Raw genomic sequence first — 23,819 nt, 5'->3', positions numbered from 1 at the left:
CGGGAACATTTGTGCTTATTTTTTGTGGCAGGTACTCAAATTAAATTTGATCTAGACATCATTTTTTAAAGGAGGAAGGAAAAGATGTTAACAAACGCAATCGAAGGCATCGGTTCCGCCCCGCGCAAACCGCTGGATGAGCTTATCGACGAGCTTAACAATAAACAGGTGGAAAGCCTCGTGCATGATGCCGCTAAGAGATACCGCGAGCTAAAGCTGCAAATTAAAGTTCTAGGCAACTACTCGGTTGGAGCGGGTCTGACGGTTAGCCGGCTCAATCAGGAGGATCAGCTGCAGGATCTTCACCGGCGTCTGCGGACGATGCCTTCTTATATGTACCTGAATAAACATGAGCAAAAACTGGAGTCGATTGCGCATGCTTATTTGGACAACAAGTACCCGACCGGCACCAAAAGCCAGCTAGCAGCGATTCCCCGCAAGGGCAACGATCTGGAGGATGACAGACTGCTGAGAGAATTGCGCGGCAAGCTGGAAAAGGTCATTGAAGCGCGCGCAGGAAAAATGGGCGATTACGACTCCGTGCTGGAAAGAATGGCCAGGCTGCAGCAGCTGCAGAGCGAACAGGAGCAGCTTGAGGATGCGGTGACGATGCTTGAGGAGCAGAAGGAAGGATATGGCCAGCTGATTCGGCTGTACTATCTGGACCGCAAAACGGCGGAAGCCTCGGCGATGGCGCTTTGCGTGTCGCGTCCGACGTTTTTCCGCTGGAAGCCGGCGGCGGCAAAAATGTTTCTGAGAATTTTGGAATGGCAGCGGGATTAGCTTACGGGCTGCGCATAAGTTGAATAGAGAGGCTTGGTCGATAATGACCGAGCCTCTCTTTTTCGTCTAGTACTATTTAATATGTTGCCGCTTGTGGGCGGCTCTTTCTTTTACAAGCTGCAAAAGCCATAACAGATACAGCGTATACGCAAGAAACGATACGAAATAAGTCCACACAGGATAAGGGATTTGAAAGCTCGCTCGCATCAGGCAGAGAATTGCGGCATAACCAAGCACTCTTATTCCACAACCCATGAGACGATGTCGAGACGGAAATGAGACTTAGTTGAGTCTTTGGAGGCGTTTTGGCCGTGTTAATATGCTAGTATCAGGAACGATGAACAACAGACAAAAGCCGCCCGGCATTCCGGGCGGCTTTTGTTTTTCCTGATCGGCTGCAAGTGCATCGCAGTTGAAAGCGGGAAGGGGGACAACGAGAGATGACTGCAATCGTCAGCAGCGATTCGGCAGTTGAATCAAGAGCGCCGCCCTCATTTGCCGCATGTTGAACAGAAAGGGGTGAATTCAATGGGCCGATATGCAATGTGGAAGCTGGACGATCCGCAGAAGCTGCGCAAACAGCTGTTGAAGCTGGAGCAAAAGCTGCCGGGAGAGCTGGAAAAGGCGCTCCGCAAGGAAGCCGAAACAGCGGTCCTGTTGGCAAACTCCCGCATCCCGGAGGAGAAGAAGGAACTGCGAAAAGGCTGGGAAATCGGCAGCATCCAGCGGCAGGGGGAGACGATATCAGTCGAAATCCGGCACTCGTCGCCTGAAGCCGCGCAGCTGGAGTATGGCTCCGGGACGGACGGCTCGCTGCAGCAGGGGCAATTCATGCTGGCGCTTGCGCTCGCCGAGCTGGAGCGGGATTGGCCGATCCGTTTGGAGCAGAGCCTGAGCGCGCTCCTTCTGGGCAAGGAGGGATGAGATGGACATGATCGCAGCAATAGCCGCGAGGCTGAGGGAGCAGTTTCCCGACTGCACTGTTCTGACCGGCGAGCCGGCTTCAGGAAGCGCGCCAAAACCTTTTATGGAGCTGCGGGAGCTTTCGGGTTCTCGGCAAAATAGGCTTGGGCGGCGTTACCGCAGGCAGGCGCTGTTCATTTTACGCTACGTCCCGGCTGAAGCGCCTTCCCCGGCTCCAGAGAATGCGATATCGGAGATGGCGGAGGGGCTTTATTCCCTTATGGCCTCGATTGCGCTGCCGGAAGGCGGTCTGCTGAAAGGAAGCGGAATGAGCTATGAGCGGGTTGACGGGACACTGCTTTTTAAATGGAATGCTGCTTATGACGGAATTGAGGCCGGCGGGGAGCCGCCGCTAATGAGAACGCTGCAGGAGGAGGTCGGAACAGATGGATAAAAAAACCGAGATGATGGACGAAGGTCCAGAGCAGCCGGCAAGCAAACCCGCTTTTACAAAGAGCCAGCTGATGGCAAGCGGACTTTACCAGCAACGCCGGGATCTGCTCAGCGCGCTGTTGGACAACAATCGGGTTTATACCAAATCGGAAGTAGATTCGCTCATTCAGACTTATCTAAACAAGGAGGCTGTTTAATATGGCAGGAGGCAATTTTACCGTAATGAACAAAGTAAGGCCGGGGGTTTACATCAATTTTGTGACGGAGGGCACGGCGGTTGCTCCGGGCGGCCGGGGCACGCTTGCTTTGGCGCTGCCGCTGTCTTGGGGAGAGCCGCAGACGCTGCAAGTGATTGAAGCGGGCGAGGACGTTCTGCCAAAGCTGGGCTACTCGCTGGGGGATGCCGAGCTGCTGCTCGTTCGCGAAGCGCTGAAGCGGGCTAGCCGCCTGCTGCTGTATCGGCTTAATACAGGAGTTCAAGCTGCTGCTACGATTGGCGCACTGACGGCAAAAGCGAAGTATGCCGGAGTTCGCGGCAATGCGCTGAGCGTAGCCGTTGTAGCCAGCGTGGATCAGCCGGGCGAGTTTGAGGTCATCACGTATTTGGCGGGAGCCGAGCGTGACAAACAAATTGTCGAGACTGTGGATGAACTGGCCGACAACGACTGGATTGTTTGGAGCGGAACCGGCGCGCTGACTGCATCTGCGGGCGCTCCGCTGAGCGGCGGCACCGACGGCACGGTAACGAATCAGAACTACTCGGATTTTCTGCAGGCCGCTGAGCTTCAGGAATTCCATACGATGGCTTACATCGGCACGGATCCGGTTATGAAGGGGCTGTTTGCCGCTTTTGCCCGCCGCCTGCGTGCAGAGGAAGGACGCAAAATCCAGGTTGTACTGGAAAATTACGCTTCCGCCAACGATGAAGGGGTTATTAGCGTCAAAAACGGCGTTCGTCTGGAGGATGGAACGGTTCTGTCCGCAGGTCAGGCTTCCGTGTGGGTTGCTGCCGCAACGGCGGCTGCCGGTCCAGGCCAGTCGTTGACGTTTTCGGCTTATGAAGGCGCTGCGGATGCGGCTCCGCGTCTAACCCATTCTGCTACCGTTGCCGCGCTGCAGGGCGGTGAATTTCTGTTCACGGCGCGCGCAGGCTCGGTCGTTGTGGAGCAGGATGTGAACTCCTATCATCAGCCGACTCCGGCGAAGGGCAAGCTTTTTGGCAAAAATCCGGTTGTCCGCGTGCTGGACGGGCTCGCAAACGACTTCAAAAATACGTTCGAAGCGCTCTACGTCGGAAAAATCGGCAATAACGAAAACGGCCGCTCGTTGTTCCGCAAGGACTGCGTCAAGCTGATGGATCAGTATCAATCCATCGGGGCGATTCAAGGCTTTGACGCCTCCAAGGATATTGAGGTTGCTCAGGGCAGCGAGCCGGATACCGTCGTTGTGTCCGCGTCGATTCAGCCGGTAGATGCGATTGAAAAAATCTATATGAAAGTACAGGTGAAGTAAAATGACCATTTTGAACGCAGGAGATACTCTTTCCGGACATTCCGGCACGGCATACGCGGCGATTGGCAACCAGAACATTGAGATGTTTTATGTAAAAAACCTCAAAGCAACGGCGAAAAAGAACAAAGCGGACGTTAAAACGCTCGGCAGCCGCAACACCCAGAAAAAAGCGACGGGCTGGGAAGGCACCGGCACGATGACGATTTATTACGTCACGACGAAATTCCGCGAGATGATGAAGCAATATATGGATACTGGTATCGACACTTATTTTGATATTACGGTGACAAATGAAGATCCCGCATCCACGATCGGCAAGCAGGTCGTAACGCTGACCGGCGTTAACCTGGACGAGGTCGTCATGGCTTCGCTGGATGTGGAGTCCGATGCTCTGGAAGAGGAAATTCCATTCACCTTCCATAAAGTCGACATCGGCACTTCGTTTAACGAGCCGGCCGCTCGCTAAGTGTTGTTGGATGCGCTGTAAGGTGAAGAGTTAGGCTTGCAGCTCAAAGGGCTGCATGATTTCAAGGGCGGGAAGCGTCATGCTTCATTCCGCCCTTTCTAAATATAAGGAGGAATTTACATGTCTATGAAACTATTTTTTGCCCAAAACGCCCTGCAATCGGAGCTTCAAGAGGTTATCGTATCGGAGCGCTTCGTTGATGAAACGGGCCGTCCGGCCGCTTGGAAGCTGCGCGCCATTTCCGAGGAACTGAACGAGGAGCTGCGCTCCCAGTCGATGAAACGGACGAAGGGCAAAAACGGCCAAGGCATGCCGGAGCTGGATTACAACGCTTATCTTGGCCGCATGGTGGCGGCTTGCGTGGTGTTTCCCGATCTGAACGATGCTGAGCTGCAGCAGTCTTACGCCGTGCGCGGCGCAGCTGCGGTTGTGCGTAAAATGCTGCTGGCGGGCGAATTCGCCAACCTGGCTGCAAAAGTACAGGAAATCAACGGTTTTGACAGGGATGTAAGCGAGCTTTCCGATGAAGTAAAAAACGACTAGAAGAGGGCGAAGGGGAGTGGAATTACGCTTACTACGCTCTCAACGAATATGGAGTACTGCCTTGGGATTTTGCCGAGCTGAGCGTCCGGCGCAAAGCGGCGCTGATCGCCATGATTCGTGTCCGACTCGATGCGGAGAAGCGGGCGCGGCTGCAAAGCCCATCCCGCTCCGGTCGGGGCAGGTAACGCTGCGTTTGGCATCGTCTGAGGCAAGGCATTTTGAGAGGAAGGGAGGGTTTAATTATCGCAACTTTACAGGCGACGATTACGCTTTATGACCGGTTCAGCAGCGGGCTGCGCACGGTCAACGAAACGCTGGAACGAACGATTGAGCTTAGCGAATCTCTGAAGCAAAAGCTGTCTGCCCCGCTTCAAATGACGGTCCAGACCGATGATGCGGTCAGAAAAGTAAACGCGCTGCAGAAGACGCTGTACAACATGAAAGAAGCAAATATTCGAATAAAAATAAACAACACTTCTGTTGACGGCGATATTAATAAGCTTCGCAAGCAAATTGAAACAGCGTTGAAAAGAGAACCGTTTAAAGTTCAGCTGCAGGCTGCGAACGTCAAAATAGACGGCGGCAAACTTCAGAAGTTTTCGACTTTACTTGGAGTCATCAGCGGAACGATTGGCGCAATTAGGGCGGTCAGCGGCGTTGCCTCTGCGTTTAAGGCCGGAGGAAGCTTGGCCGGAGGATTAGCGCTGCTTGGAGGAGGAACTGCCGTCGCTGCAGCTGGGGCAGCAGCAGCGGGAGGAGCGGCGGCTACCGGCGGAGCCGCGTTGGCTGGCGGAGCGGCAGTCGCCGGAGGGGCTGCTGCTGCCGGATCAGCGGTAGGATCGGGCGGATTGCCCGGAATACAATCCCTCATTAGCGGAATTTCCTCCGCTATTAACACGATTGGGCCGATTTTTAAAAGCTCGGTCACTGAGGCGATGAACCAGCAGGCATCTGTGGATCAATTTGCGGTAGCCGCCGGGAGCAATACGGGAGGACAGGCCATTTTTGAAGCGGTCAGCCAGCAGGCGTTGTCGAACAACTATGCTCCGGCTGAGGCGCAGCAATCCGCGATGGAGTTTATGCGCGTAACGACAGACCCGGCTCAAGTAACGGCTTTAAACGGGATTGCGATGCGCATGCAGAAGCTGAATCCGTCTAGCGGGCTTGGCGATAATGCCGCGATGTTAAAAGCGGTCATGGGTGGAGATGCCGCTTCTCTGATGTCCGGGCTCGGCGTCAGCGAGAATCAGCTTGCGGCAAGCGGGGTCTCCTCCGCTGTTGCAGCAGGCGATATGAAAGCCTTTTTAGGCGCCATGGACAGCCTGCTCGCCGGACAAGGAATGAGTGAAGCTGGCTTTAACCAGCTGGCGCAAACGCCTACCGCAAAGATGGCAGGGCTTCAGCAACGAGTGCAATTTGAATTCGGCCAAGCTGGAATGCCTGCTTTGGAGGCTTTGGTTCCAGTCATGGATAAAATTACGGAAGCGTTTGAATCCGGAAAGCTCGATCCGTTTTTTGGAGCGTTATCCGCCGGACTGATGCTGGTGGCCCAGCTGATTACAGCAGCCGCGGACGGCGCGTTATTTTTCATGACATTATTCTCAACGCATGGGGACGTCATTGCCGATGTGCTTACGGTGCTGGCCGTTTCGCTGCTTCCTTTGCTGGCGGTAATGCTGTGGAGCATGATTCCTCCGATTGTTACGATGGCAGCGGCATGGTTCATGGCGAACTGGCCGATCCTGCTCGTCATTGCAGCCGTGGGGCTGCTTGTATACTGGCTGCTGCAAAGCGGCGTAACGGCTGGGCAAATTATCGGCTCTATCGTAGGATCCTTTTATTATTTGGGAGCTGTTATTTATAACATGATTTCAGTGGCCTGGAATCTATTTGCTACCTTTGCGGAGTTTTTGATTAATTTGTTTATCGATCCTATCTATGCCGTTCAGAAATTGTTTTATGATCTTGCGATGGTGTTCGGAAATAATCTTTATCAGATGCTGCGGGCAGGCGAGACGTTTGCCGGCGGTTTTATGAAAATGGTGTTGCAGGCTATAAACGGAATCATTGGCGGCGTAAATAAACTCATCGGCGGAATAAGCAAGGTATTCGGAATTAATATTGATGCAATTCAAGAGCTCAAGCTGGATACTTCGAATATAAATTCGCTGAGCGATTCGCTTAAGGGAATGATGGAAGGAATCGAGCCTCCCAAGTCGGATAAAAACACGCTTAATTTGGAGAGAATGGGTCAAAAAGATCCGCTTGCGGCATACGGAAATGGGTATAAAGCCGGTAATGATCTGGTTGGAGATATGGCCGCTGCCTTTAATGGGAAAGACGGATCGCTTGTAGATCAATTTACGGGCAAGGACAAGTTTGGCGGCCAAAGCAATATGGAAGACAAGACGAAAGGTCTGACCAATGGAATGGGCGGTGGCGGAATTCCTGCTCCCGGCTCCGGCGGGATGGGCAACATCGACCGGGTCAACGAGGTAGGCAGCATCAACGATGAGGTTGATATCGGCAGCGAGGATTTAAAGGTCATGCGCGAGCTGGCGGAGATGAAGGCAATTCAGAACTTTGTGACGCTGACGCCGACCGTGCAGATGACAACCGGCCCGGTGAACAGCCAGGTGGATGTGAACGATGTTGTCCGCCAGATTACGACGAGCATGGAGAAAGAAATTGAAGCCTCCGCACATGGCGTGTACGGCTTCTAGCTAAGGCTGAAGCTTGGATAGAGAAGCTTGTACGAGCAGGGGCCGATTCTTTATTCATAAAGGAAAGGAGGGAGCGCATGGCTACATCAACTAAACCGCAGCCTGCAGCGGTCGTGCCGTCTTTTGCAATCCGGCTGGAATTTAATTCCGGAGCTGAGGGCTGGGAGCTGCCTGTACTGCCGGAGAAGCTTTCTATTCGCCGCAGCGGAGCGGGGAAAAGCTATTCCATCATCGGAGCCGGAAACATTTCAACCATCGAGAAGCCGGAGCTGGCGGAAATTGATTTCGAGAGTTTTTTTCCCGTTCACCCAAAGCTGTTTAACGAACAGGCTGGCAGCAAAACTCCGGCTGAATATGTCGCCGACATTAACCGCTGGATGAAATCGGGCTATCCGATTCGTTTTATCTATGGAGGCAGCGGTGAAGACGGACGGCGGGGAGCCATCCGGCTGCCGATGACGATTACGTCATTTGAACGCTGGGAGCAAGCCGGTTCACCGGGAGATGTTTATTTCAGCTTAAAGCTGAAGGAGTATGTTTTTTATGCTCCCGTCAAAATCAGAGTTGCAGGCAAGGATGGAAAAATGGTGGCGGAGCCGGCCAAGCGCGCCGATCTGCGAGTGCCACCCAAAACCTACAAGGTAGTCAAGGGCGATACGCTGATTCGCATCAGTATGAAGCTGTACGACGGAGACAGCGGGCGCTGGCGCGAAATTCAGAAGCTGAACGGCTTGTCGGACGCGGATTTGAAACGACTGCAGATCGGACAGCTGCTCAAAGTGCCGCCGCCGAAGGAGTGAGGCGATGCTGAAGATTGAAGTGGATAACCGCAACGGCCGGCTTTGGGATGTAACCGCCATGGTGCCGGAGCTGTCCTGGAAAACATCCCGCATCGGCAAGGCGGGCACGCTGGATTTCCAAATCGTGCGCAATCGCAGCCTGGAGCTGACGGAACAGCTTCCGCTTGCCTGCGGCAATGTCGTTCGTGTTTGGCATGGCGACAGACGGTTGTTTTACGGGTATATTTTTACGCTGGATGAAGGCCGGGATCGAGTGATAAGCGTAAAAGCGCAGGATCAGCTGCGTTACTTGCTGGAAACGGACACTTATGTAAAGGCGAATGTAACGGCTGCGCAGGTCATTAAGGATCAGGCGATGGCGATCAAAGGCAGGCTCGGGCCGATTGCCGATACGAGCCATGCTATTCCAAAGTTTAGCCAGGACGGGCAAAAGCGGCTCGATATGATTTTCAAAGCGCTGGACGAAACGATGATGGCAAAAGGCACAATGTTTGTTTTTTATGACGAGGCCGGTTACATGACGCTGCGCAATGTGCTGGATATGAAGGCGGAAATTCTTGTGGGGGATAACAGCCTGCTCTACGGTTACTCGTACAGCCGCAGCATCGACAGCGAGACGTACAACCGCATCAAGCTCGTTCGCGACAACAAGGGGACAGGGCGGCGGGATGTGTACATTGAGCAGGACAGCGCCTCGATCGCCCGCTGGGGCCAGCTGCAGTTTTACCAGAAGGTGGACGAAAAGTTGAACGAGGAGCAGATCAAAGAGATGTCTCACCGCCTCATGCTGCTGAAAAACCGCGAGCAGCGGAAATTCAGTCTGGAGGCGCTTGGGCATCCTGGCATCCGAGCCGGCTCGGTTGTGCAGGTGACGGTGGAGCGTCTGGGGTTGAACCGCAATTTTCTTGTGGAGGATTGCACCCATAATTATAAAGGCGGGGAACATACGATGCAGCTGGAGCTGCGCGTGTTCGACGGCCTGATCAAGGAATGAGGGATTCGGGTGAGCATTAACGACGCGGTTAAGCAAATCGTAAAGCGCTCCTTCGAGGCGCAGCAGTTGACCAAAGCGATGTACGGGACGGTTACTTCGGCTGAACCGCTGGAGGTGTCGATTGAGCAGAGGTTTATTGTGCCGCAGGAGTTCCTGACGGTTCCGGAGCATTTAACTCCGCAGGAGCTGGAGCTTGAGGGCAGGCGAATCGAGCTTCGCCGGGGGCTTTCCGTCGGAGACAAGCTGATTCTGCTGCGTTCGGAAGGCGGGGACACCTACGTCGTGCTGGGGAGGCTGGCGCCATGAGCCTGCCGGAAGGAGCGGCCGCATTTCTCGCCGTTCAGCAAACCGAGCAGCCGAGCCGCACGTACCGGTTGAATTTGGACGGACGGATGGGCGGAATGATCGACGGCATCGAGGCGGTACGGCAGTTTGTGTTTAAACAGCTGCAAACGAATCGCTGGGAATATGACATTTATACGGGGCGAATCGGTCATGAGCTTTTCGGCTCGGACGCGGCTGGAGCTGTCGAGGAAGCTCTCCTCGTGGATGAGCGTATTTTATCTATTGAAGAGATGAAGATGGAGCAGACCGGAGACGAGCTTAGGCTTTCGTTTACGGTTTTTTCGGTTTTTGGTTCTTTTGAAAGCGGGGTGAGCGTGAATGTATGAGCATCAGACGTATACGGCGATTTTGGAGCGCATGTTGGAGCGGGTGCCAAACGAGGTGGACAAGCGCGAAGGAAGCATTATTTTTGATGCGCTGGCGCCTGCTGCTGCGGAGCTGGCAGGATTGTATCAGGAGCTGGATATTCAATACGGCTTATCCTTTGCGGATACGGCTTCCGGGGAGTTTTTGACACGAAGAGCCGCAGAGCACGGCGTAAAACGCAAACCAGCCTCTGCGGCGGTCCGGCTCGGGAAGTTTTATGATTCGTCGTCGGTACCAATGGAGGTGCTGATAGGGACGCGCTTTTCGGCAGCGGGAATCGCCTATGCGGTGCGGGAAAGAGAAGCCGCCGGAGAATACCGGCTGGAAGCCGAAGCAGTTGGCACGGCAGGCAATGCGTACTCAGGCTTGCTGCTGCCGCTCGACTATGTTCCGGGGCTTGCCCGCGCCGAGCTGGCCGATGTGATCGTGCCCGGCGAGGAGGAAGAGACGGATCATGAGCTTAGGGAACGGTTTTTCCTGGCGGTGAACGAGCAGCCCTTCGGGGGGAATCTGGCGGATTACAGGGCAAAAATCGGCGGTCTGCCGGGAGTTGGAGGGGTGAAAATTTACCCGGCCTGGAATGGCGGCGGAACGGTGAAAGCAACGATTATCGGCAGCGATTTTGAGCCTCCGACGAGCGGTTTGGTTGAGATTGTTCAAATGGAAATCGATCCTGATGGAGCCGGGCTGGGAATCGGACTAGCTCCGATCGGACACAAGGTAACCATTGCATCTGCTGCTCCCGTTGTCATAAATGTAGAGACAAATTTGACGCTGCAGACCGGGACGACTCCTGCTCAGCTGGAGAGGGATGTGCGGGCGGCGATTGAGGCTTATTTCATGACGCTGAAACGCTCCTGGTCATCCGAGGAGTGGCTTGTCGTGCGCATTTCCCAGCTGGAAACGCGAATTCTTGGCATCACGGGCATCACGGATATTACCGGTACGACGCTGAACGGAACCGCTGCCAACCTGGAGCTGGGAGCCGAAACGCTGCCTGTGCTTGGGACGGTGATTCTTCATGGCTGAACCGCTGCTGACCCGCTTGCCTGAATTTTATGAGGACAGCCGTGAGTTCAAGGAGCTTTTAGCATCGGAGGATGCCGAGGTTGCTGCAGCGGAATCGGCGGTACAGAGCCTGCTGGACGATCAATTTGTTATGACGGCGGGAGAGGAAGCGATTCGCAGGCGCGAGCGGGTGCTGGGCATATTGGCCGACGAGGCGGCCGAGCCTTTGACATTCCGGCGGATGCGGATTGTTAACCGGTATTCCACTAAACCACCTTTTACGCTGCGGTATTTGCAAAAACGGCTGGATGAATTGGCTGGGCCGGGCCGGGCGCTGGCAATGGTAGACCCGGACAATTATGTGCTGACCGTATCCGCAGCGATCCAGGATGCGCTGCTGTTCCGGGAGGTAGAGCGGACAATTCAGGCCGTGAAACCGGCCAATTTAATTTACGAACAGCAGACGGCGGTGGCCGACACGCTGCAGCTGCATGAAAGCATCCGCTACCTTCCCTTGACGCGAGAAACGCGGCTCGGAAGCTGGAGCTTAGGCGTGCATGCGTTCACCACAGAAGGAGATGAGGTGATGGTGAAGTGATTCCGGCTCTATTTTTGAATGATGTGGCCCAGTATGTTCACAATCGGATTGCTAAAGTTTCTTTGAATAACGGCGCGGTTCAGCTGAGCGAGTTCACCTTGAAACAGGTGTCGGGAGGCGTCGTTGAGCTGCGTTATTACATTCCGGAGGGCAGCGTAGCGACGGTGAGCAAAATCGAGCTGCTTGACGGCAGCGGCGCGGTGCTCAGCAGCAATTCGGTTACGATTCCGATCACGACCGACACGCTGATGGTGCAGTCAATTACGGTACAGGAGGTATAGCTGAAGCATGGCAAAAACAAATTGGAAGTTTAACGATCTTGTTACGGAGACGGATCTGAACGAAATCGGCGGCGAGCTGAACGCGGCAGCGGCGCACGCGGCGGAAACGTCCGGCGCTCACGGAGCGACAAGCGCCGCCACTGCGGGCACGCTGATGCAGCGCGATGCAAACGGCCGCGCGAAGGTGGCTGCTCCAGCGGCGGCGGATGATGTGGCGAGGAAGGATACGGTGGAGGCTGCGGTACAACCTCTGGTTGCTGACTTGACGGACGCAGCTCCGGCGGCTCTGACTCTCGTACCCGGACAGCAGGTCGTGACGGTGACGCGTGATACGCCTTTGCGAATTAAGGGGATCATGGGTCGGACGCTAGCAAATCAACTTGGTAGGAATGGCAGTTTCGAAGGTGCAACGACCGGGTGGGTTATGTCAGCACCTAATGGAGGACTGCTTGAATCCAGCTCCGAAGCTGCCTCAACGGGCACCAATTCGGCTAAGGTTACCATTGCTTCTGGGAAATCGTCCGCGAACATGACCTCTTCTAATATTGGCTTACGGCAAGGGATTCATGGACGCTTCTATGTATTAATTGCCGATGCCAAGTGTGGCACCTGCACGAACATCCGACTCCGGTCCGATACGTCCTCGGTAAACGGAAATTATGTGTCCAGTAAAACGGACTTTCAGCCCACTTTCATCCGATGGGATACAGCCTCTTATCAGTACACGATGTACCCAACGTTTGACATTACCGGAGCTGCTGGAGCTTATGGGTACATTGATAGTGTTCGGATGTACGAATTGACACAGGCTGAATATGACGCTATTGCGTCAATGACTCCGGCTCAGGTGGCTGTTAAGTATCCCTTCGCCGCTGATATCAAAAACGTAAACGGCGTTTATGTGCGTAACGTCGCGGGCAAGACTGTGGATGACCAGTACGTCTATTACCCGGATTGTCAGCTCGCAGCTAGTCTGGACGGAAGTGTTTACGACGAACTGTATACGGATAACGCAGGACAGGCGAGAGTAAAGCGACAGTTTAATTCGCTGGATTTGACAGGGGAATTGGCTTGGGTACAGTCGGTAAGTGGAACAGGATATAAGGGAGTAACTACTTCAATTACAGGACCTGTAAATGATGCCGCTGTTGTGGCAAAGTTTGATGGGAAAATACTAGCTCGCTTTTTGAGCGGCACGAGCTTCAGTTTGGCGGATCAGCAGGTTTTATCCGGAGTATACAACAGTGTTGTATACAATACGATCAGCCTATCTGTAGCTAATGCCGACTCCGGTTGGGGCGACAATTACACTCCAACCGCCGATGAGATTAAAGCGTATTTTAATGGGTGGGTCATGTATGAAGGAGCCGGGGGAACCTACGCTCCTTACAATGGAACAGGAACAAAGTGGTGGGGATATCGTCTAATAACTTGGACTACATCCAACCGATCTGCACTTTCTGGCGGGACAAACACGCTACCCACTACCACTGCATGGTTCAACAATGCCTTTACTCCTTATCATCTCCAATATCAACTCGCCACCCCGACCGACGAGCCTATTTGTTCCGAGGGGGCGATCATGCTGACTGAGGGAATTAATACGCTGGAAGTTGGTTACGGGGCTGTCGTGCGGGAGCGGGTTATTGTATCTGATGGGTCAGGCCTTCCGAGGATAAACTATGATTTCGCATCTAAGTTGCAATTCAGGACTAATAAAGACGTTGATATTTATCGAAATGGGAAGCCTGATAAACTTTGGCGAAAATATTACAACTCAACTATAGGATATGGACTTTTTGTAGCCGATCTTGATGCTGTTTTATGGGATAATTCTGCCGTCTACGAAGTTACCTATCTTGCACTGGATACCTACCTAATTGGCATACCGCCCGCAGAGGTCAGCGCCGAGTATGCTACAAATCAGCGTTCCGTGACGGACGAGCTGACAAAGGCTGCAACATATCTAGTCGGGCGCATGACGGTGTTGGAAAATGGAGCGGCTCAGGCCAAGCAGCAACAATGGATTGCGCCGACTCTGTTGAATGGGACTCAGAATTTCTCTAGCCTATTCCATCAAGTAGCTTACATGAAGGACAGCATGGGATTTGTGCATATCAGAGGTTTTGTCACCAATCCATCGAACATGGTTATTTTCATTCTGCCTCCGGGGTATCGTCCGTCAAGGACCCTTGTCTATGCGTCTACGTCTGCGTCCACCACGAGTGGTGCGAATTGTTTACCCGCTACAATAAATATTCAAGGAAACGGTATTGTGCAGGCAGCTTTAAATGCACAAGTAGGTTTCATGACATTGGACGGGATAACATTCCAGGCTGAAATTTAAGGAGGCACTCAACTTAATGAAAGAAGCCATAATCACAGACCTTAACGGCCTGTTCGTCGATGTTGCTCTCGTGGACATCAGCGAAACGGGCTATTTGTCGTTGACTGCACCGGATGATCGATCCCAAGATGGACAGCAGCAAATTACTGGCTACCAGGTCGCACTATCAGTTCCGCCCGGCTTGTACAAACCGCGCTTTGACAGAGCGTCTTATGACGCGCATCAGGATGCAACCGACACATTCAATGCTGCACGAGCAGAATGGTTATCAAAATCTGAGGACGAGCGCGGCCAGGAGCCGGTTGCTCCAATCCCCCCTGCTTTCTGGGGCGAAGGATTAACACCAGAAGAAATTGCTGCGCTGCAGCCTGCTCCCCCGGAACCAACAGCAGAACAGCTTCGCATGGCGCAGCTCGAAACCGACAACGCCCTCCTCCTCCTCGACCTAGCAGGGACTCAAGCGCGCCAGCTGCAAGCGGAGCAGGATCACGCCGCGCTGCTATTGCAGCTCGCGGAAGGAGGTGTCCTCTAGCATGGATTGGTATGCAACGATTAAACGTTACTTCGGTCTTGGCTGTTATACGCAAGCTCAGGTGCAGCGTTTTGCCGCCCTCGGCAAAATTACGGAAAACCAGGCGAATGAAATTATCAGAGCAGGTAATGCCTCTTAACCCGACCAGCAGGGCGAAATTCCCTCTTAAAAACCAGGTGAAAATACTGCTGAACCAAAGGTCGAGCAGCAAAAAGCGCCATCGGACGGCCTTGACGCAGCAGAGAATTGTTTTACCTGGCTTTCATCGGGCTTATAAACGCATTCCGGCTCGAAAGGAGAATGGCATGAGCAGACCCGAGGTACAGCTTCAGGCGATCGCATCCCAAGTGGTTAAGCTCGAGACGCTGCAGGAAGTCAACACCAGGGCGCTCGGAGATTTGGCCGCCGGAATCACCCGTATGATCGAAAGACTGGAAAAATCCGATGAAACGGCAAGGGAAGCAGCTCAGCGGGCACGCGCCGCGCATCATCGGATCGACGAAATCAGAGCCAGCATCGACGGCATCAAACAAGGCCAACGATGGCTAATTACAACCTCATTTACACTCATTGGCCTGGCAGCTGCGCTGCTGGGCCTTATTGTTAAATTTTTTGAATAAGGAGTGGGGAATATGGACGCTTCCGTCATTCAAGGGCTTATCAAACCCGAGCTCGCGGCCGTAGTCGCCGTATGCTGGATTATCGGTTTTGGCCTCAAACATACGCCGAAGGTCGCGGATTGGATGCTAATTTATGGCGTAACAACCGTCGGCATCGTGTTCACCTGCTTTTCGCTTGGCTGGAACGTCGACAGCGTAATCCAGGGCATCCTGTGCGGAGCACTGGCTGTATACGGAAATCAGCTGTTTAAACAGACGGTTCAAGCGCTGAAAAAGGAGGATCGGGATGGTTAAAGCAGACTATACAATTGAGCGGCGTTATATCCGTATTCGCAGCAATACCAGGCCTGGCACCCGGCTTTCCGTCGGGAGCCCGGCTTTTTTTGTTGCCCATGATACAGGCAATCCGGGAGCCTCCGCTGAGGCTCATTTCCGTTATTTTGACCGCCAGCAGGAACGCAGCGCCTCGGCTCATGTATTTATCGATGACAGCGTTATTCTGGAAATTATACCAACAGGAACAGCCGAAGATCCTGCTGAAAAAGCCTACCACGTTGTGCGGAATACTCCGCTGGACAACGAGCTTTTCGGCTGTGACGCCAACGATGCCGCACTTGGAGTTGAGCTTTGTTATGGAGGGAACATCAACTTTGAGGCGGCTTATGACCGCTTTGTGTGGTATTTGACTTACAGCTGTTGGAAATGGGGGCGGCAGCCTTCGTCCAGAATTGTCAGCCACCGGCAGCTGGATCCCACGCGAAAAAGAGACTGCGAGCAATCGTTGGCTCTGGCAGGGAAAACAATGGGCAACCTAATCCGTGATGTGACGGAACGAATGGCCAACTCTCCCGAAAAAATAATTCCTGACGCCATTAAGCTTTCATCCGAAACTTGCGATCATGTCATCCGCTCGTATATCCAGCCAGCCTGGCATGAGCGAAAAACGAAAGGCGACATTGAATCAGCAGGCCATTATGCCAGGCTCGCTGACAACGTCCGCCAAGCCTCAGCCGGCAGCAAGCTTCCAAAAAGCAATGCGCAAGAAATTATCTATACGTGGCTATCTCCCGCTTGGCTGAAGGCGGAACGGGAAGGGCGGCAGTCAAGTCATTTTCACCGGATGGCAAATGAGTTGAGAGAAAGCTCCGGAATTCCAGTTGAAACTCAAGATTAGATTGAATGAATTTATTCTTCCGACCCTCCTCAATTCTATGGTAAAATTATCCTAATTATGGATAGAGGAGAATGGTATGGATAATAATTCGAACTTTTTAGGCGCAATATTACCTTTTGTTTTAATGTTCCTTGTTTTATATTTTTTTGTCATTAGGCCTCTGCTTAAAAATGCCCGCCATAAGCATAAGCAGCGCAGAGATTGGAACAGAATGCCGAATCATAACTATAATCGAAGCGCACAGCAAGGAGCAGTGAGACGGGGCGGCAGCAGCGGACATTCCAATCCCGGCGCCAATGCAGCGCACGGTATTCGCCGTATTTCGGATAATAACCAACGCGGGCGGAACGAGGTTATTCGCGACGAAGCCCAGCGCCAGGAGATGATTGCAGAAACGGTAGAGGAAATTAGCGGTTGGGCCAATCTCGGCGCACTGCCGTCAGCGCCGCTTGCGGCCACAACGGCTGCGATGGAACGTGCTCTGCCTAGCGAGTATATCGAACATGTGAAGCACAGATATTTGAAGGAGTATTCAAATGTGTCGGAGGCCCGATTTGAGCTGCGCATGTTTGAGCTCAAGCGGTATTTCATTCTCTGCTCTGTGTTCAAAAGCGTCCCGATGTTCAGCGATGCGGTTGATGGCGTATGGCATGAAATGATCATGTACACGCGGGATTACGAGCGGTTCGGACGAGATTTTCTGGGCGAAACGCTGCATCATGCTCCTGCAAGAGATTCCATTCCCGATCCTGATGGCCGGGCTTGGTTCGACCTGATTTATTCGCTGCTGTTCCGTATTCATAAAGGGACGCAATCCGAATGGGGGCGGTTTTTCCGCCATCCGCTTAGCCGCAATCGGATTAAGGAGCTGCTGTCTATATCGGATGAGGAGCTTCGCCGCAAATATTTCCGTAAGGAAGCGGATGAACAGCTGGTCAACTGGCTGTTGGAAAGCTTGAAAAAACAGTTTCGCGAAGCCTCCTCGCTGAAAGAGCGGGCAAGCCGGCGGAAGGGCGGGGACAGGCATGCCGCTGATGCGCAAGAGCTGGAGATGGAAAACTGGGAGAGCAATCATTACTCCTATGAGAACCCCAATTATGGGGCGATGCTTGCCGGATTCATGATTATGCACTCTGTATATAATCAGGATACTTATCTTCAAGAAATGGTAAATGAGCTGCCACCTGAAGAAAGGGAGGACTCCTCCCGAAGCAGCTGCATCGCTTCCGGCTGCTCTGGAGGAACGGAGTGTAGCGGAGGCGGTCAAAATGTTGATGGCGGCAGCGGCTCCTGCTCCGGCAGCAGCTGTTCTGGAGAAAGTTGCTCGGGTTCAAGTTGTTCCAGCTCCAGTTGCTCCAGCGGGGACAGCAGCTCAAGCTCCAATGATAGCGGAGGCTCCAGCGACAGCTCCGGCGGAAGCAGCTGCTCCAGCAGCAGCTGCGGTGGAGGCGGAGGAGATTAATCATAAAAAAGGCTGTTCCCCCGGCGGTGATTGCCGGAGGAACAGCCTTTTTTCGTTCGGCTCTACATATAAATCTGCGTAATCTCAAGCTCGCGGCTTTGCGAAAGATCGATAAATTCATCGCCGATTTGAACCAATGGACGGAAAAACTCGCTTGGGTGAGTCATAATGATCGTGCCGGATTGACCGTTTACCATCTCGACCCGTTTGCCGATAAAGTTCGGAATCATATGCCGGATAAACGTGTGAGTCGTTTGCGGGTCCAATTCGCGGAAGCTCATCCGGTACAGCTCGCGAAGCACATAGAGCAGATCACGCTTTTCCTGGTAGGCGCGGGTTGAGATCATAGCGCTGTATACATCCGATACGGCGACGATCCGGGCAATAGGGGAAATTTCCTCGCCGTCGATGCCGTGCGGATAACCCGTACCGTCCATGCGCTCATGATGCTGCAGAGCGGCAGTGGACAAAAATGTGTCGTCATACGTGCTTAGAATAATCTCTTCCCCGTATAGCGTATGGCGCTTTACCTCGCGGTACTCGTCAGCGGTAAGCTTTTCTGGCTTGTTCAAAATTTCGCTCGGAATGCGGCATTTGCCGATATCATGCAGAAAACCGGCTTTGCCAATCCGAGTCGCTTCTTCCTCATCGTATCCCATCCATGCGGCCAAATAATACGACAGCATGCCTACCTGCACGGAATGCTGGTACGTATAATCGTCCGTCGTATTGAGCAAAAGCAGCATCGATACAACGTCGCGCTCCATTTGGAAGCTGGTCAGCAAAGGTCCGAAGGAGCTGTCCACATCTTCCTCGGTCAATTTGCCGTCCTCAAAGGCTTTGCGAAACAGATTCTCGCAGCCTTCGATTGCGTTTTGATAGAGCGGCTGCATGGCAGGCAGCCATTTTGGAGGCAGGCCGGACTCGATTGTCCTATGCTCTGCAAGTGCAAGACTCTCCTCGGGCTGGCTCAGCTCCAGATCGACATAATCGATTCCATGCTGCACCAGCTTGGCGATTTCGTAGGATGTCAGGCGGGTTCCTTTGGCCATTACGTTCAACCCATAGTTGTTGAAAGCGTCGCTCGCCAGCTGATCGCCTTCTTTAAGAACGGAAATATGAACCCTCATGCTGCACCTCGGCAAGGTTATTCTGTTGCGTCTAAAGGACTATCTCCAATGTATCTGGATTAAACAAATATGGCAATAAAAGCATTGCCAAATGTTTCGATTACCCAAGTATATCGGCGTAAATCGCTTTTGCTTTAATAGCATCGCTAGTCCCTTGAATTAAAGCTCTCGCATCCGCAAAAAAGACCGCACTGATTCTTTCGTCCCGAATGTAGCGAAGCGAATAAGGCGTCAGGGAAAAGCTCCCTGATTCTAATGACGACAACCGGGCAGCCAGCGCTTTCAGATCAAGACTAAGGGGCCGATTTGGCCTGATCTGCACGGTATCTCTGCCGCAAAGCAGCGCTGTGTCATCGGGCGTAGGCTCCAAGAAGGGGAACTCTCCGGCAGCGCAGCAAGGACAGGCGGAACGTTTTGCACCCGCAAGATCAAGCGGCATCCAAGCATTCCGCCACAGATCAAGCTGCAGCAGTCCCGGACGAAGCTGGCTGCTGTTGCCGGTCAGCCATTTAATTGCCTCCATCGCCTGCAAGGAGCCGATTACATCAACCAGCGGGGAAAGCACGCCTGCCGTTTCGCAGGTGTCGGTCAGGCCGGCCGAAGGCGGCTCTGGAAACAAACAGCGGTAACAGGGAGTTTCGCCCGGAACGACCGTCATTGTCATTCCGCCAGCTCCTACGGCTCCGCCATAGATCCAGGGAATACCTGTCCGCACCGCATAATCGTTAAGCAAGTATCTGGTTTGAAAATTATCCGTGCCGTCCAGCACGAGATCGGCGCCTTCCAGCAGGCTAGCTGCATTGCCGGCGTGCAGATCGGCGGCGAACGCGCGAATGGCAATGCTGCTGTTGATCCGTTTAAGCTTGTTTGCCGCAGCTTCAGCCTTCGGCAGCGCCTGAACGGCGTCCTCCTCGTCGTATAACAGCTGCCGCTGCAGGTTGCTCCATTCTACAATGTCGCGGTCGATCAGCCGCAGCTCTCCGATCCCGCTGCGCGCAAGATGGGAGGCAATGACGCAGCCAAGCGCTCCTATTCCTACAACGGCAACCGTGCCTTTGCCCAAACGCTGCTGCCCCTCCTGGCCGACAGGTGCAAAACGAATCTGGCGGACGTAACGGCTGTCCGGTCCGCCGTTCACGAAACATCCGCTCCATCGGCGTCCGCTGCGGCATTAGCCGTAAGCGGACGCTCTGCCGCCGGCCAGCTTGGCTCGGCCAACGGATTCCAAGGGCCGAGCTGATGGCCCTTCCACTCTGAGCCATCCTCCCAAATCTCTTTTTTCCAGATTGGCACGATTTGCTTCAGCCGTTCAATAGCATACCGGCTTGCTTCGTAGGAGGCGGCCCGGTGTCCGCTGGAAACGGCGATGACAACGCTCGCTTCGCCAACGGCGACAACGCCGATCCGGTGATAGATGGCGCAGCGCGTTCCGGGCCAGCGCTCCTGAAGCTCTTGCCCAATCTGTTCCATCGTGCGCAGCGCCATGGGCTCGTACGCTTCATATTCAAGTCTGACTGTGCGCTGTCCGCCAGTCCACTCACGAGTCGTCCCGATGAAAACGAGCGCAGCGCCGTGGTTGTCATCCTCGACCAAAGCCGCGACCGCTGCGGCATCCAGCGGTTCATGCGCGATCCGATAGGCTGGCGGGGCGGCTGCCGCAGGTTCTCCTGCGCCGTCTCCGCCGGATACTGGCGGCAGCAGCGCTATCATGTCCCGGCAGCTAACCGTGTCCGCATCGGCTGCGTACGCCTCGTTGCGGGCTGCGAAGCAGATGCCCAGCAGCGCCGAATGCTCCGGATAAGCGGCAATTAAGGCCGCTTTAAGCTCTCCGACGGAAAGCGTCTCGTTGTCCAGCGTCAGCTCAATACGTGAAGTTCCGAGCCTTTCCGGCAGGCCGGCAAACAAAGCAATGCTCCAGTTGTAAGTCATGGCAGGTTACCTCACTTGTCCCGCTGGGATGTTTGGTTCCAGCATATCACAAGTGCGCCAAAAATGATAAACTGGTAGAAGACAAATTTAGAGGGTAAAACACAGCTAAAAAGCGTTTAAACAAGGGCCAAAGTGAAGATTGGACTTGAAATATGACATCCGTTTTCTATCACAATCGCGATACAAAAAACGATAGCTAAACGGATATTTTCAAACAAACGTATAGATGCTGCTATTAAGAGAGGAGTAAGCGCGATGTTGAGCGACCGTTTTGGCAGAATTCATGACTATCTCCGCATTTCGGTAACCGATCGCTGCAATTTGCGCTGCCTCTACTGCATGCCGGAAGAGGGAATGGAATTTGCCGATTCATCGGAGCTGCTTAGTTATGACGCAATCGTCGAGGTTGTGGAAGCGGCGGCTGAGCTCGGTTTCCGGCGGTTGCGCATTACAGGCGGCGAGCCGCTTGTTCGGCCTGATTTGGACGGTCTGATTCGCCGTCTCAAGGCGATTGAAGGCATTGAGGAGATTTCTCTAACGACCAATGGAATGCTGTTGGCCAAACAGGCTGCGGCTCTTCGGCAAGCCGGGTTAGACCGGGTGAACATAAGCCTGGATACGCTGGATGCCTCGCGCTTTCGCCTTATCGCGCGCAGAGGCGGCTTAGAACAGGTTATGGCTGGCATACGCGCGGCGGGGGAGGCGGGGCTTGGCCCAATCAAGCTCAACTGCGTGCTGCTTAAAGGCATTAATGAAGACGAGATCAAAAGCTTTCTGCGCTTATCTCTGGATCAGCCCTTACATGTAAGGTTTATTGAATATATGCCGATCGGCCACGCGGACGAGCAATGGCGGAAGACGTATTTGCCGCTGACGAGCGTCATGGAAGCTGCCCGGGAGCTTGGCTTGCCGATGAGTCCGTTGGAGCGGCTGGAGGGAAACGGTCCCTCCGAAAACTGGACGTTTGACGGAGCAGCCGGATCGTTCGGTCTGATTCATCCCGTAAGCGACCGGTTTTGCACCAGCTGCAACCGTCTCCGGCTGACGGCTGACGGCAATTTGCAGCCCTGCCTATACTGGGTGGATGAACTGAATGTAAAACCTGCGCTGGGCAGCCGCGAAGCCATTAAAGAGCTGTTTCTCCGGGCGGGGGCAATCAAGCCGGAAAATCATGAAATGGCTGCGAAGCTTCATGACGAGTCGATCAGCCACACGCCAACGGCTCGCCGCATGTCGCAAATCGGCGGCTAATAAGCCGGTACGGCTTTTTAACTTCAGGTTTACCGATAGAAAGATTGATGCGCCGAACTGGCTGTGAGGGGAGTAATTGGAACGAATGAACAACTGGGAGCCGCAGCTGGTACTGCTCCATAGCAATGATTTGCACAGCCGACTTGAGGAAGCCGCGCGGATCTCTTCCTGCGTTGCACATACTCGCCGCCAATATGGCGAAGATCATGTCCTGTACGTTGATATCGGCGATCATCTCGACCGGATGCGCCAAGAAACGGAGGGAACCGGCGGTATTGTGAACATGGCGCTTTTAAGCGATGCGGGCTGCGAGGCCGCTGTGCCCGGCAATAACGAAGGGCTGACGTTCACCAAGGACGAGCTGACCCGGCTTTACGGCAGCGAAGCCAGGTTTCCGGTGATTTGCTGCAACATGCTGGATTTGGAAACGGGAGAGCGCCCGGAATGGCTGCTGCCGAGCACGGTCATCGTCAAAAACGGCCTGCGGATCGCGCTTATCGGCGCAACCGCTTCCTATCCGGCTTTTTATGATCTGCTTGGCTGGAGCGTCCCCGATCCGGTGGAAGCGGTGCGGGAGCAGGTCGGGCTGCTGCGCGAAACAGCCGACGCCGTCGTTGTGCTTTCCCATCTCGGCCTGCCGACAGACCGCCGGCTGGCAAACGAAGTGCCAGGCATCGACATCATTTTGGGCGGGCATACGCATCATTTGCTGGAGGAGGCGGAGCTGGCGGGAAATACGCTGCTGTGCGGAGCAGGCAAGTACGGCGAGCGGCTCGGACGGGTTGAGCTTGCGCTTGAAGCGGGGACCGGCAGGCTGCTGAAAAGAGCTTTCCTGCTTCCCCTTGCCTCGTGGCCGCTTGAAGAGCGGGCGGAGGCGCTGCTTGCTGAATATGGCATGCTTGCGCGCCGCGAGCTGTCCCGGCCAGCCGCCGTGCTGGCGGAGTCGCTTCCGCTGGATGCGGCGCGGGAATCGCCGCTGGCCAATTTGCTGGCTGCCGGCGTCAGAGAATGGACGGGCGCGGACATCGGCATTGTGAACTCGGGCCAGCTGCTGGGAAGTCTGCCCGCTGGTGAGATCAGTGAAGGACTGCTGCATTCGCTTTGTCCGTCGCCTATTAATCCATGCCGGATGAAGCTGCGCGGCCGTTATATCCGCGAAGCGCTGGAGCAGTCGCTGCTGCCTGAATACACCGGCAAGGAGCTGCGGGGGTTCGGCTTCCGGGGCACGGTGCTTGGTTCGCTGGCCGTAGACGGACTATTCGTCGAATGGAACCCGGGACGCGAGCCGGGCAGCAAAATTACAGCGATCCGTCACCGCGGAACGGAGCTGGACGATGAGCGGGAGTATATCGTAGGCTCGCTGGATATGTTCACGTTTGGAGCAGGTTACTTGCCGCTGCGGGAAGGCAGCGAGGTGCAATATTATTTGCCTGAATTTATACGCCAAGTGCTGGCTGCCGAGCTGAACAAGCCGGAAGCGCTGGAGCGCTGCCGCAAATTGAGGTATCGGCTGATTGATTAATTTGTCGAATAAAGAAGAATTATAGCGAATCAAGTTAAGAATCTAACTTTTTTTCCTCGGAATGTCGATACATGATT

27 protein-coding genes are annotated in these 23,819 nt (G+C 54.1%); 24 read left to right on the top strand and 3 right to left on the bottom strand.

Features of this window, described 5'->3' with window-relative positions; genetic code table 11:
• Positions 1 to 84 precede the first annotated feature (84 nt).
• The 22 genes from M3223_RS11745 to M3223_RS11640 all read left to right on the top strand — a co-directional run bounded on the left by M3223_RS11745 (position 85) and on the right by M3223_RS11640 (position 17,910).
• Complete coding sequence (locus M3223_RS11745) at positions 85 to 783, top strand: RNA polymerase subunit sigma-24 (RefSeq protein ID WP_251561562.1); 699 nt, start codon at positions 85 to 87, stop codon at positions 781 to 783.
• 528 nt (positions 784 to 1,311) lie between these two features.
• Positions 1,312 to 1,707: an HK97 gp10 family phage protein gene (locus tag M3223_RS11740; protein ID WP_251561560.1), complete on the top strand. Its 396-nt coding sequence runs from the start codon at positions 1,312 to 1,314 to the stop codon at positions 1,705 to 1,707.
• Between the two features lies 1 nt (position 1,708).
• A complete protein-coding gene (locus M3223_RS11735) occupies positions 1,709 to 2,140 on the top strand; it encodes a phage tail terminator family protein (protein WP_251561558.1) in 432 nt (143 codons plus the stop codon).
• Positions 2,133 to 2,336 (top strand): hypothetical protein, encoded by a 204-nt coding sequence (locus M3223_RS11730; protein WP_251561556.1) that lies wholly within the window; start codon positions 2,133 to 2,135, stop codon positions 2,334 to 2,336. The genes M3223_RS11735 and M3223_RS11730 overlap by 8 nt, the downstream gene beginning before the upstream one ends.
• 1 nt (position 2,337) lies before the next feature.
• On the top strand, positions 2,338 to 3,651 hold the full coding sequence (locus M3223_RS11725; protein WP_251561554.1) for a phage tail sheath family protein: 1,314 nt from the start codon (positions 2,338 to 2,340) through the stop codon (positions 3,649 to 3,651).
• A 1-nt stretch (position 3,652) separates the two neighbouring features.
• Complete coding sequence (locus M3223_RS11720; protein WP_251561552.1) at positions 3,653 to 4,117, top strand: phage tail tube protein; 465 nt, start codon at positions 3,653 to 3,655, stop codon at positions 4,115 to 4,117.
• A gap of 120 nt (positions 4,118 to 4,237) precedes the next feature.
• Complete coding sequence (locus M3223_RS11715) at positions 4,238 to 4,660, top strand: phage tail assembly chaperone (RefSeq protein ID WP_251561550.1); 423 nt, start codon at positions 4,238 to 4,240, stop codon at positions 4,658 to 4,660.
• 218 nt (positions 4,661 to 4,878) lie between these two features.
• Positions 4,879 to 7,383 (top strand): sensor domain-containing protein, encoded by a 2,505-nt coding sequence (locus M3223_RS11710; RefSeq protein ID WP_251561548.1) that lies wholly within the window; start codon positions 4,879 to 4,881, stop codon positions 7,381 to 7,383.
• Positions 7,384 to 7,460: 77 nt separating this feature from the next.
• Positions 7,461 to 8,183, top strand: coding sequence for a LysM peptidoglycan-binding domain-containing protein (locus tag M3223_RS11705; protein ID WP_251561547.1), 723 nt, complete (start codon positions 7,461 to 7,463; stop codon positions 8,181 to 8,183).
• Between the two features lie 4 nt (positions 8,184 to 8,187).
• Positions 8,188 to 9,177, top strand: coding sequence for an XkdQ/YqbQ family protein (locus M3223_RS11700; protein ID WP_251561545.1), 990 nt, complete (start codon positions 8,188 to 8,190; stop codon positions 9,175 to 9,177).
• Between the two features lie 9 nt (positions 9,178 to 9,186).
• Positions 9,187 to 9,483, top strand: coding sequence for a DUF2577 domain-containing protein (locus M3223_RS11695; RefSeq protein ID WP_251561543.1), 297 nt, complete (start codon positions 9,187 to 9,189; stop codon positions 9,481 to 9,483).
• Positions 9,480 to 9,848 (top strand): DUF2634 domain-containing protein, encoded by a 369-nt coding sequence (locus M3223_RS11690; protein WP_251561541.1) that lies wholly within the window; start codon positions 9,480 to 9,482, stop codon positions 9,846 to 9,848. Before M3223_RS11695 ends, M3223_RS11690 begins: the two co-directional genes overlap by 4 nt.
• Positions 9,841 to 10,917 (top strand): baseplate J/gp47 family protein, encoded by a 1,077-nt coding sequence (locus tag M3223_RS11685; RefSeq protein WP_251561539.1) that lies wholly within the window; start codon positions 9,841 to 9,843, stop codon positions 10,915 to 10,917. Before M3223_RS11690 ends, M3223_RS11685 begins: the two co-directional genes overlap by 8 nt.
• Positions 10,910 to 11,494 carry a putative phage tail protein gene (locus M3223_RS11680; protein WP_251561537.1) on the top strand — a complete coding sequence of 195 codons (585 nt, stop codon included), beginning with the start codon at positions 10,910 to 10,912 and terminating at the stop codon, positions 11,492 to 11,494. Before M3223_RS11685 ends, M3223_RS11680 begins: the two co-directional genes overlap by 8 nt.
• Entirely contained in the window at positions 11,491 to 11,775 is a 285-nt protein-coding gene (locus tag M3223_RS11675) for a ketopantoate hydroxymethyltransferase (RefSeq protein ID WP_251561535.1), read from the top strand. Before M3223_RS11680 ends, M3223_RS11675 begins: the two co-directional genes overlap by 4 nt.
• 7 nt (positions 11,776 to 11,782) lie before the next feature.
• A complete protein-coding gene (locus M3223_RS11670) occupies positions 11,783 to 14,122 on the top strand; it encodes a hypothetical protein (protein ID WP_251561532.1) in 2,340 nt (779 codons plus the stop codon).
• Positions 14,123 to 14,138: 16 nt separating this feature from the next.
• Entirely contained in the window at positions 14,139 to 14,654 is a 516-nt protein-coding gene (locus M3223_RS11665; RefSeq protein WP_251561530.1) for a hypothetical protein, read from the top strand.
• Between the two features lies 1 nt (position 14,655).
• Positions 14,656 to 14,793 carry an XkdX family protein gene (locus M3223_RS11660; protein WP_251561528.1) on the top strand — a complete coding sequence of 46 codons (138 nt, stop codon included), beginning with the start codon at positions 14,656 to 14,658 and terminating at the stop codon, positions 14,791 to 14,793.
• A 166-nt stretch (positions 14,794 to 14,959) separates the two neighbouring features.
• Positions 14,960 to 15,274, top strand: a complete 315-nt coding sequence (locus M3223_RS11655; RefSeq protein ID WP_251561526.1) for a hypothetical protein — start codon at positions 14,960 to 14,962, stop codon at positions 15,272 to 15,274.
• A 12-nt stretch (positions 15,275 to 15,286) separates the two neighbouring features.
• On the top strand, positions 15,287 to 15,568 hold the full coding sequence (locus M3223_RS11650) for a phage holin family protein (protein ID WP_251561524.1): 282 nt from the start codon (positions 15,287 to 15,289) through the stop codon (positions 15,566 to 15,568).
• Positions 15,561 to 16,448, top strand: coding sequence for a peptidoglycan recognition protein family protein (locus tag M3223_RS11645; RefSeq protein ID WP_251561522.1), 888 nt, complete (start codon positions 15,561 to 15,563; stop codon positions 16,446 to 16,448). The genes M3223_RS11650 and M3223_RS11645 overlap by 8 nt, the downstream gene beginning before the upstream one ends.
• 211 nt (positions 16,449 to 16,659) lie before the next feature.
• The gene (locus tag M3223_RS11640; protein ID WP_251561521.1) at positions 16,660 to 17,910 is read left to right on the top strand and encodes a hypothetical protein; all 1,251 of its coding nucleotides are present in this window, start codon (positions 16,660 to 16,662) and stop codon (positions 17,908 to 17,910) included.
• 62 nt (positions 17,911 to 17,972) lie between these two features.
• On the opposite strand, the gene M3223_RS11635 is transcribed toward M3223_RS11640, so the two are convergent.
• The 3 genes from M3223_RS11635 to M3223_RS11625 all read right to left on the bottom strand — a co-directional run bounded on the left by M3223_RS11635 (position 17,973) and on the right by M3223_RS11625 (position 20,969).
• Positions 17,973 to 19,040: an HD-GYP domain-containing protein gene (locus tag M3223_RS11635; protein ID WP_251561519.1), complete on the bottom strand. Its 1,068-nt coding sequence runs from the start codon at positions 19,038 to 19,040 to the stop codon at positions 17,973 to 17,975.
• A gap of 100 nt (positions 19,041 to 19,140) precedes the next feature.
• The gene (locus tag M3223_RS11630; RefSeq protein WP_251561517.1) at positions 19,141 to 20,178 is read right to left on the bottom strand and encodes a ThiF family adenylyltransferase; all 1,038 of its coding nucleotides are present in this window, start codon (positions 20,176 to 20,178) and stop codon (positions 19,141 to 19,143) included.
• Positions 20,175 to 20,969, bottom strand: a complete 795-nt coding sequence (locus M3223_RS11625; protein ID WP_251561515.1) for a molybdenum cofactor biosynthesis protein — start codon at positions 20,967 to 20,969, stop codon at positions 20,175 to 20,177. The genes M3223_RS11630 and M3223_RS11625 overlap by 4 nt, the downstream gene beginning before the upstream one ends.
• A 255-nt stretch (positions 20,970 to 21,224) precedes the next feature.
• Between M3223_RS11625 and moaA the strand changes: the two genes are divergently transcribed.
• Both moaA and M3223_RS11615 read left to right on the top strand, forming a co-directional pair.
• Complete coding sequence (gene moaA, locus M3223_RS11620) at positions 21,225 to 22,220, top strand: GTP 3',8-cyclase MoaA (RefSeq protein ID WP_251561513.1); 996 nt, start codon at positions 21,225 to 21,227, stop codon at positions 22,218 to 22,220.
• A gap of 85 nt (positions 22,221 to 22,305) precedes the next feature.
• Positions 22,306 to 23,742, top strand: coding sequence for a bifunctional metallophosphatase/5'-nucleotidase (locus M3223_RS11615; protein WP_251561510.1), 1,437 nt, complete (start codon positions 22,306 to 22,308; stop codon positions 23,740 to 23,742).
• Positions 23,743 to 23,819 lie beyond the last annotated feature (77 nt).

Origin of the sequence: Paenibacillus pasadenensis, assembly GCF_023715725.1 — a bacterium.
In the GTDB taxonomy this organism is placed as follows: domain Bacteria; phylum Bacillota; class Bacilli; order Paenibacillales; family Paenibacillaceae; genus Paenibacillus_O; species Paenibacillus_O pasadenensis_A.
This window is presented reverse-complemented; position numbering and strand designations above follow the sequence as displayed.

What these genes read in the sequence shown, in the direction of transcription:
- M3223_RS11655 (WP_251561526.1), top strand. Translation starts at nt 14,960, where the DNA reads ATGAGCAGACCCGAGGTACAGCTTCAGGCGATCGCATCCCAAGTGGTT.
- M3223_RS11705 (WP_251561547.1), top strand. Translation starts at nt 7,461, where the DNA reads ATGGCTACATCAACTAAACCGCAGCCTGCAGCGGTCGTGCCGTCTTTT.
- M3223_RS11745 (WP_251561562.1), top strand. Translation starts at nt 85, where the DNA reads ATGTTAACAAACGCAATCGAAGGCATCGGTTCCGCCCCGCGCAAACCG.
- M3223_RS11660 (WP_251561528.1), top strand. Translation starts at nt 14,656, where the DNA reads ATGGATTGGTATGCAACGATTAAACGTTACTTCGGTCTTGGCTGTTAT.
- M3223_RS11730 (WP_251561556.1), top strand. Translation starts at nt 2,133, where the DNA reads ATGGATAAAAAAACCGAGATGATGGACGAAGGTCCAGAGCAGCCGGCA.
- M3223_RS11645 (WP_251561522.1), top strand. Translation starts at nt 15,561, where the DNA reads ATGGTTAAAGCAGACTATACAATTGAGCGGCGTTATATCCGTATTCGC.
- M3223_RS11690 (WP_251561541.1), top strand. Translation starts at nt 9,480, where the DNA reads ATGAGCCTGCCGGAAGGAGCGGCCGCATTTCTCGCCGTTCAGCAAACC.
- M3223_RS11680 (WP_251561537.1), top strand. Translation starts at nt 10,910, where the DNA reads ATGGCTGAACCGCTGCTGACCCGCTTGCCTGAATTTTATGAGGACAGC.
- M3223_RS11625 (WP_251561515.1), bottom strand. Translation starts at nt 20,969, where the DNA reads ATGACTTACAACTGGAGCATTGCTTTGTTTGCCGGCCTGCCGGAAAGG.
- M3223_RS11725 (WP_251561554.1), top strand. Translation starts at nt 2,338, where the DNA reads ATGGCAGGAGGCAATTTTACCGTAATGAACAAAGTAAGGCCGGGGGTT.
- M3223_RS11640 (WP_251561521.1), top strand. Translation starts at nt 16,660, where the DNA reads ATGCCGAATCATAACTATAATCGAAGCGCACAGCAAGGAGCAGTGAGA.
- M3223_RS11615 (WP_251561510.1), top strand. Translation starts at nt 22,306, where the DNA reads ATGAACAACTGGGAGCCGCAGCTGGTACTGCTCCATAGCAATGATTTG.
- M3223_RS11635 (WP_251561519.1), bottom strand. Translation starts at nt 19,040, where the DNA reads ATGAGGGTTCATATTTCCGTTCTTAAAGAAGGCGATCAGCTGGCGAGC.
- M3223_RS11650 (WP_251561524.1), top strand. Translation starts at nt 15,287, where the DNA reads ATGGACGCTTCCGTCATTCAAGGGCTTATCAAACCCGAGCTCGCGGCC.
- M3223_RS11665 (WP_251561530.1), top strand. Translation starts at nt 14,139, where the DNA reads ATGAAAGAAGCCATAATCACAGACCTTAACGGCCTGTTCGTCGATGTT.
- M3223_RS11740 (WP_251561560.1), top strand. Translation starts at nt 1,312, where the DNA reads ATGGGCCGATATGCAATGTGGAAGCTGGACGATCCGCAGAAGCTGCGC.
- M3223_RS11715 (WP_251561550.1), top strand. Translation starts at nt 4,238, where the DNA reads ATGTCTATGAAACTATTTTTTGCCCAAAACGCCCTGCAATCGGAGCTT.
- M3223_RS11700 (WP_251561545.1), top strand. Translation starts at nt 8,188, where the DNA reads ATGCTGAAGATTGAAGTGGATAACCGCAACGGCCGGCTTTGGGATGTA.
- M3223_RS11685 (WP_251561539.1), top strand. Translation starts at nt 9,841, where the DNA reads ATGTATGAGCATCAGACGTATACGGCGATTTTGGAGCGCATGTTGGAG.
- M3223_RS11720 (WP_251561552.1), top strand. Translation starts at nt 3,653, where the DNA reads ATGACCATTTTGAACGCAGGAGATACTCTTTCCGGACATTCCGGCACG.
- moaA (WP_251561513.1), top strand. Translation starts at nt 21,225, where the DNA reads ATGTTGAGCGACCGTTTTGGCAGAATTCATGACTATCTCCGCATTTCG.
- M3223_RS11670 (WP_251561532.1), top strand. Translation starts at nt 11,783, where the DNA reads ATGGCAAAAACAAATTGGAAGTTTAACGATCTTGTTACGGAGACGGAT.
- M3223_RS11735 (WP_251561558.1), top strand. Translation starts at nt 1,709, where the DNA reads ATGGACATGATCGCAGCAATAGCCGCGAGGCTGAGGGAGCAGTTTCCC.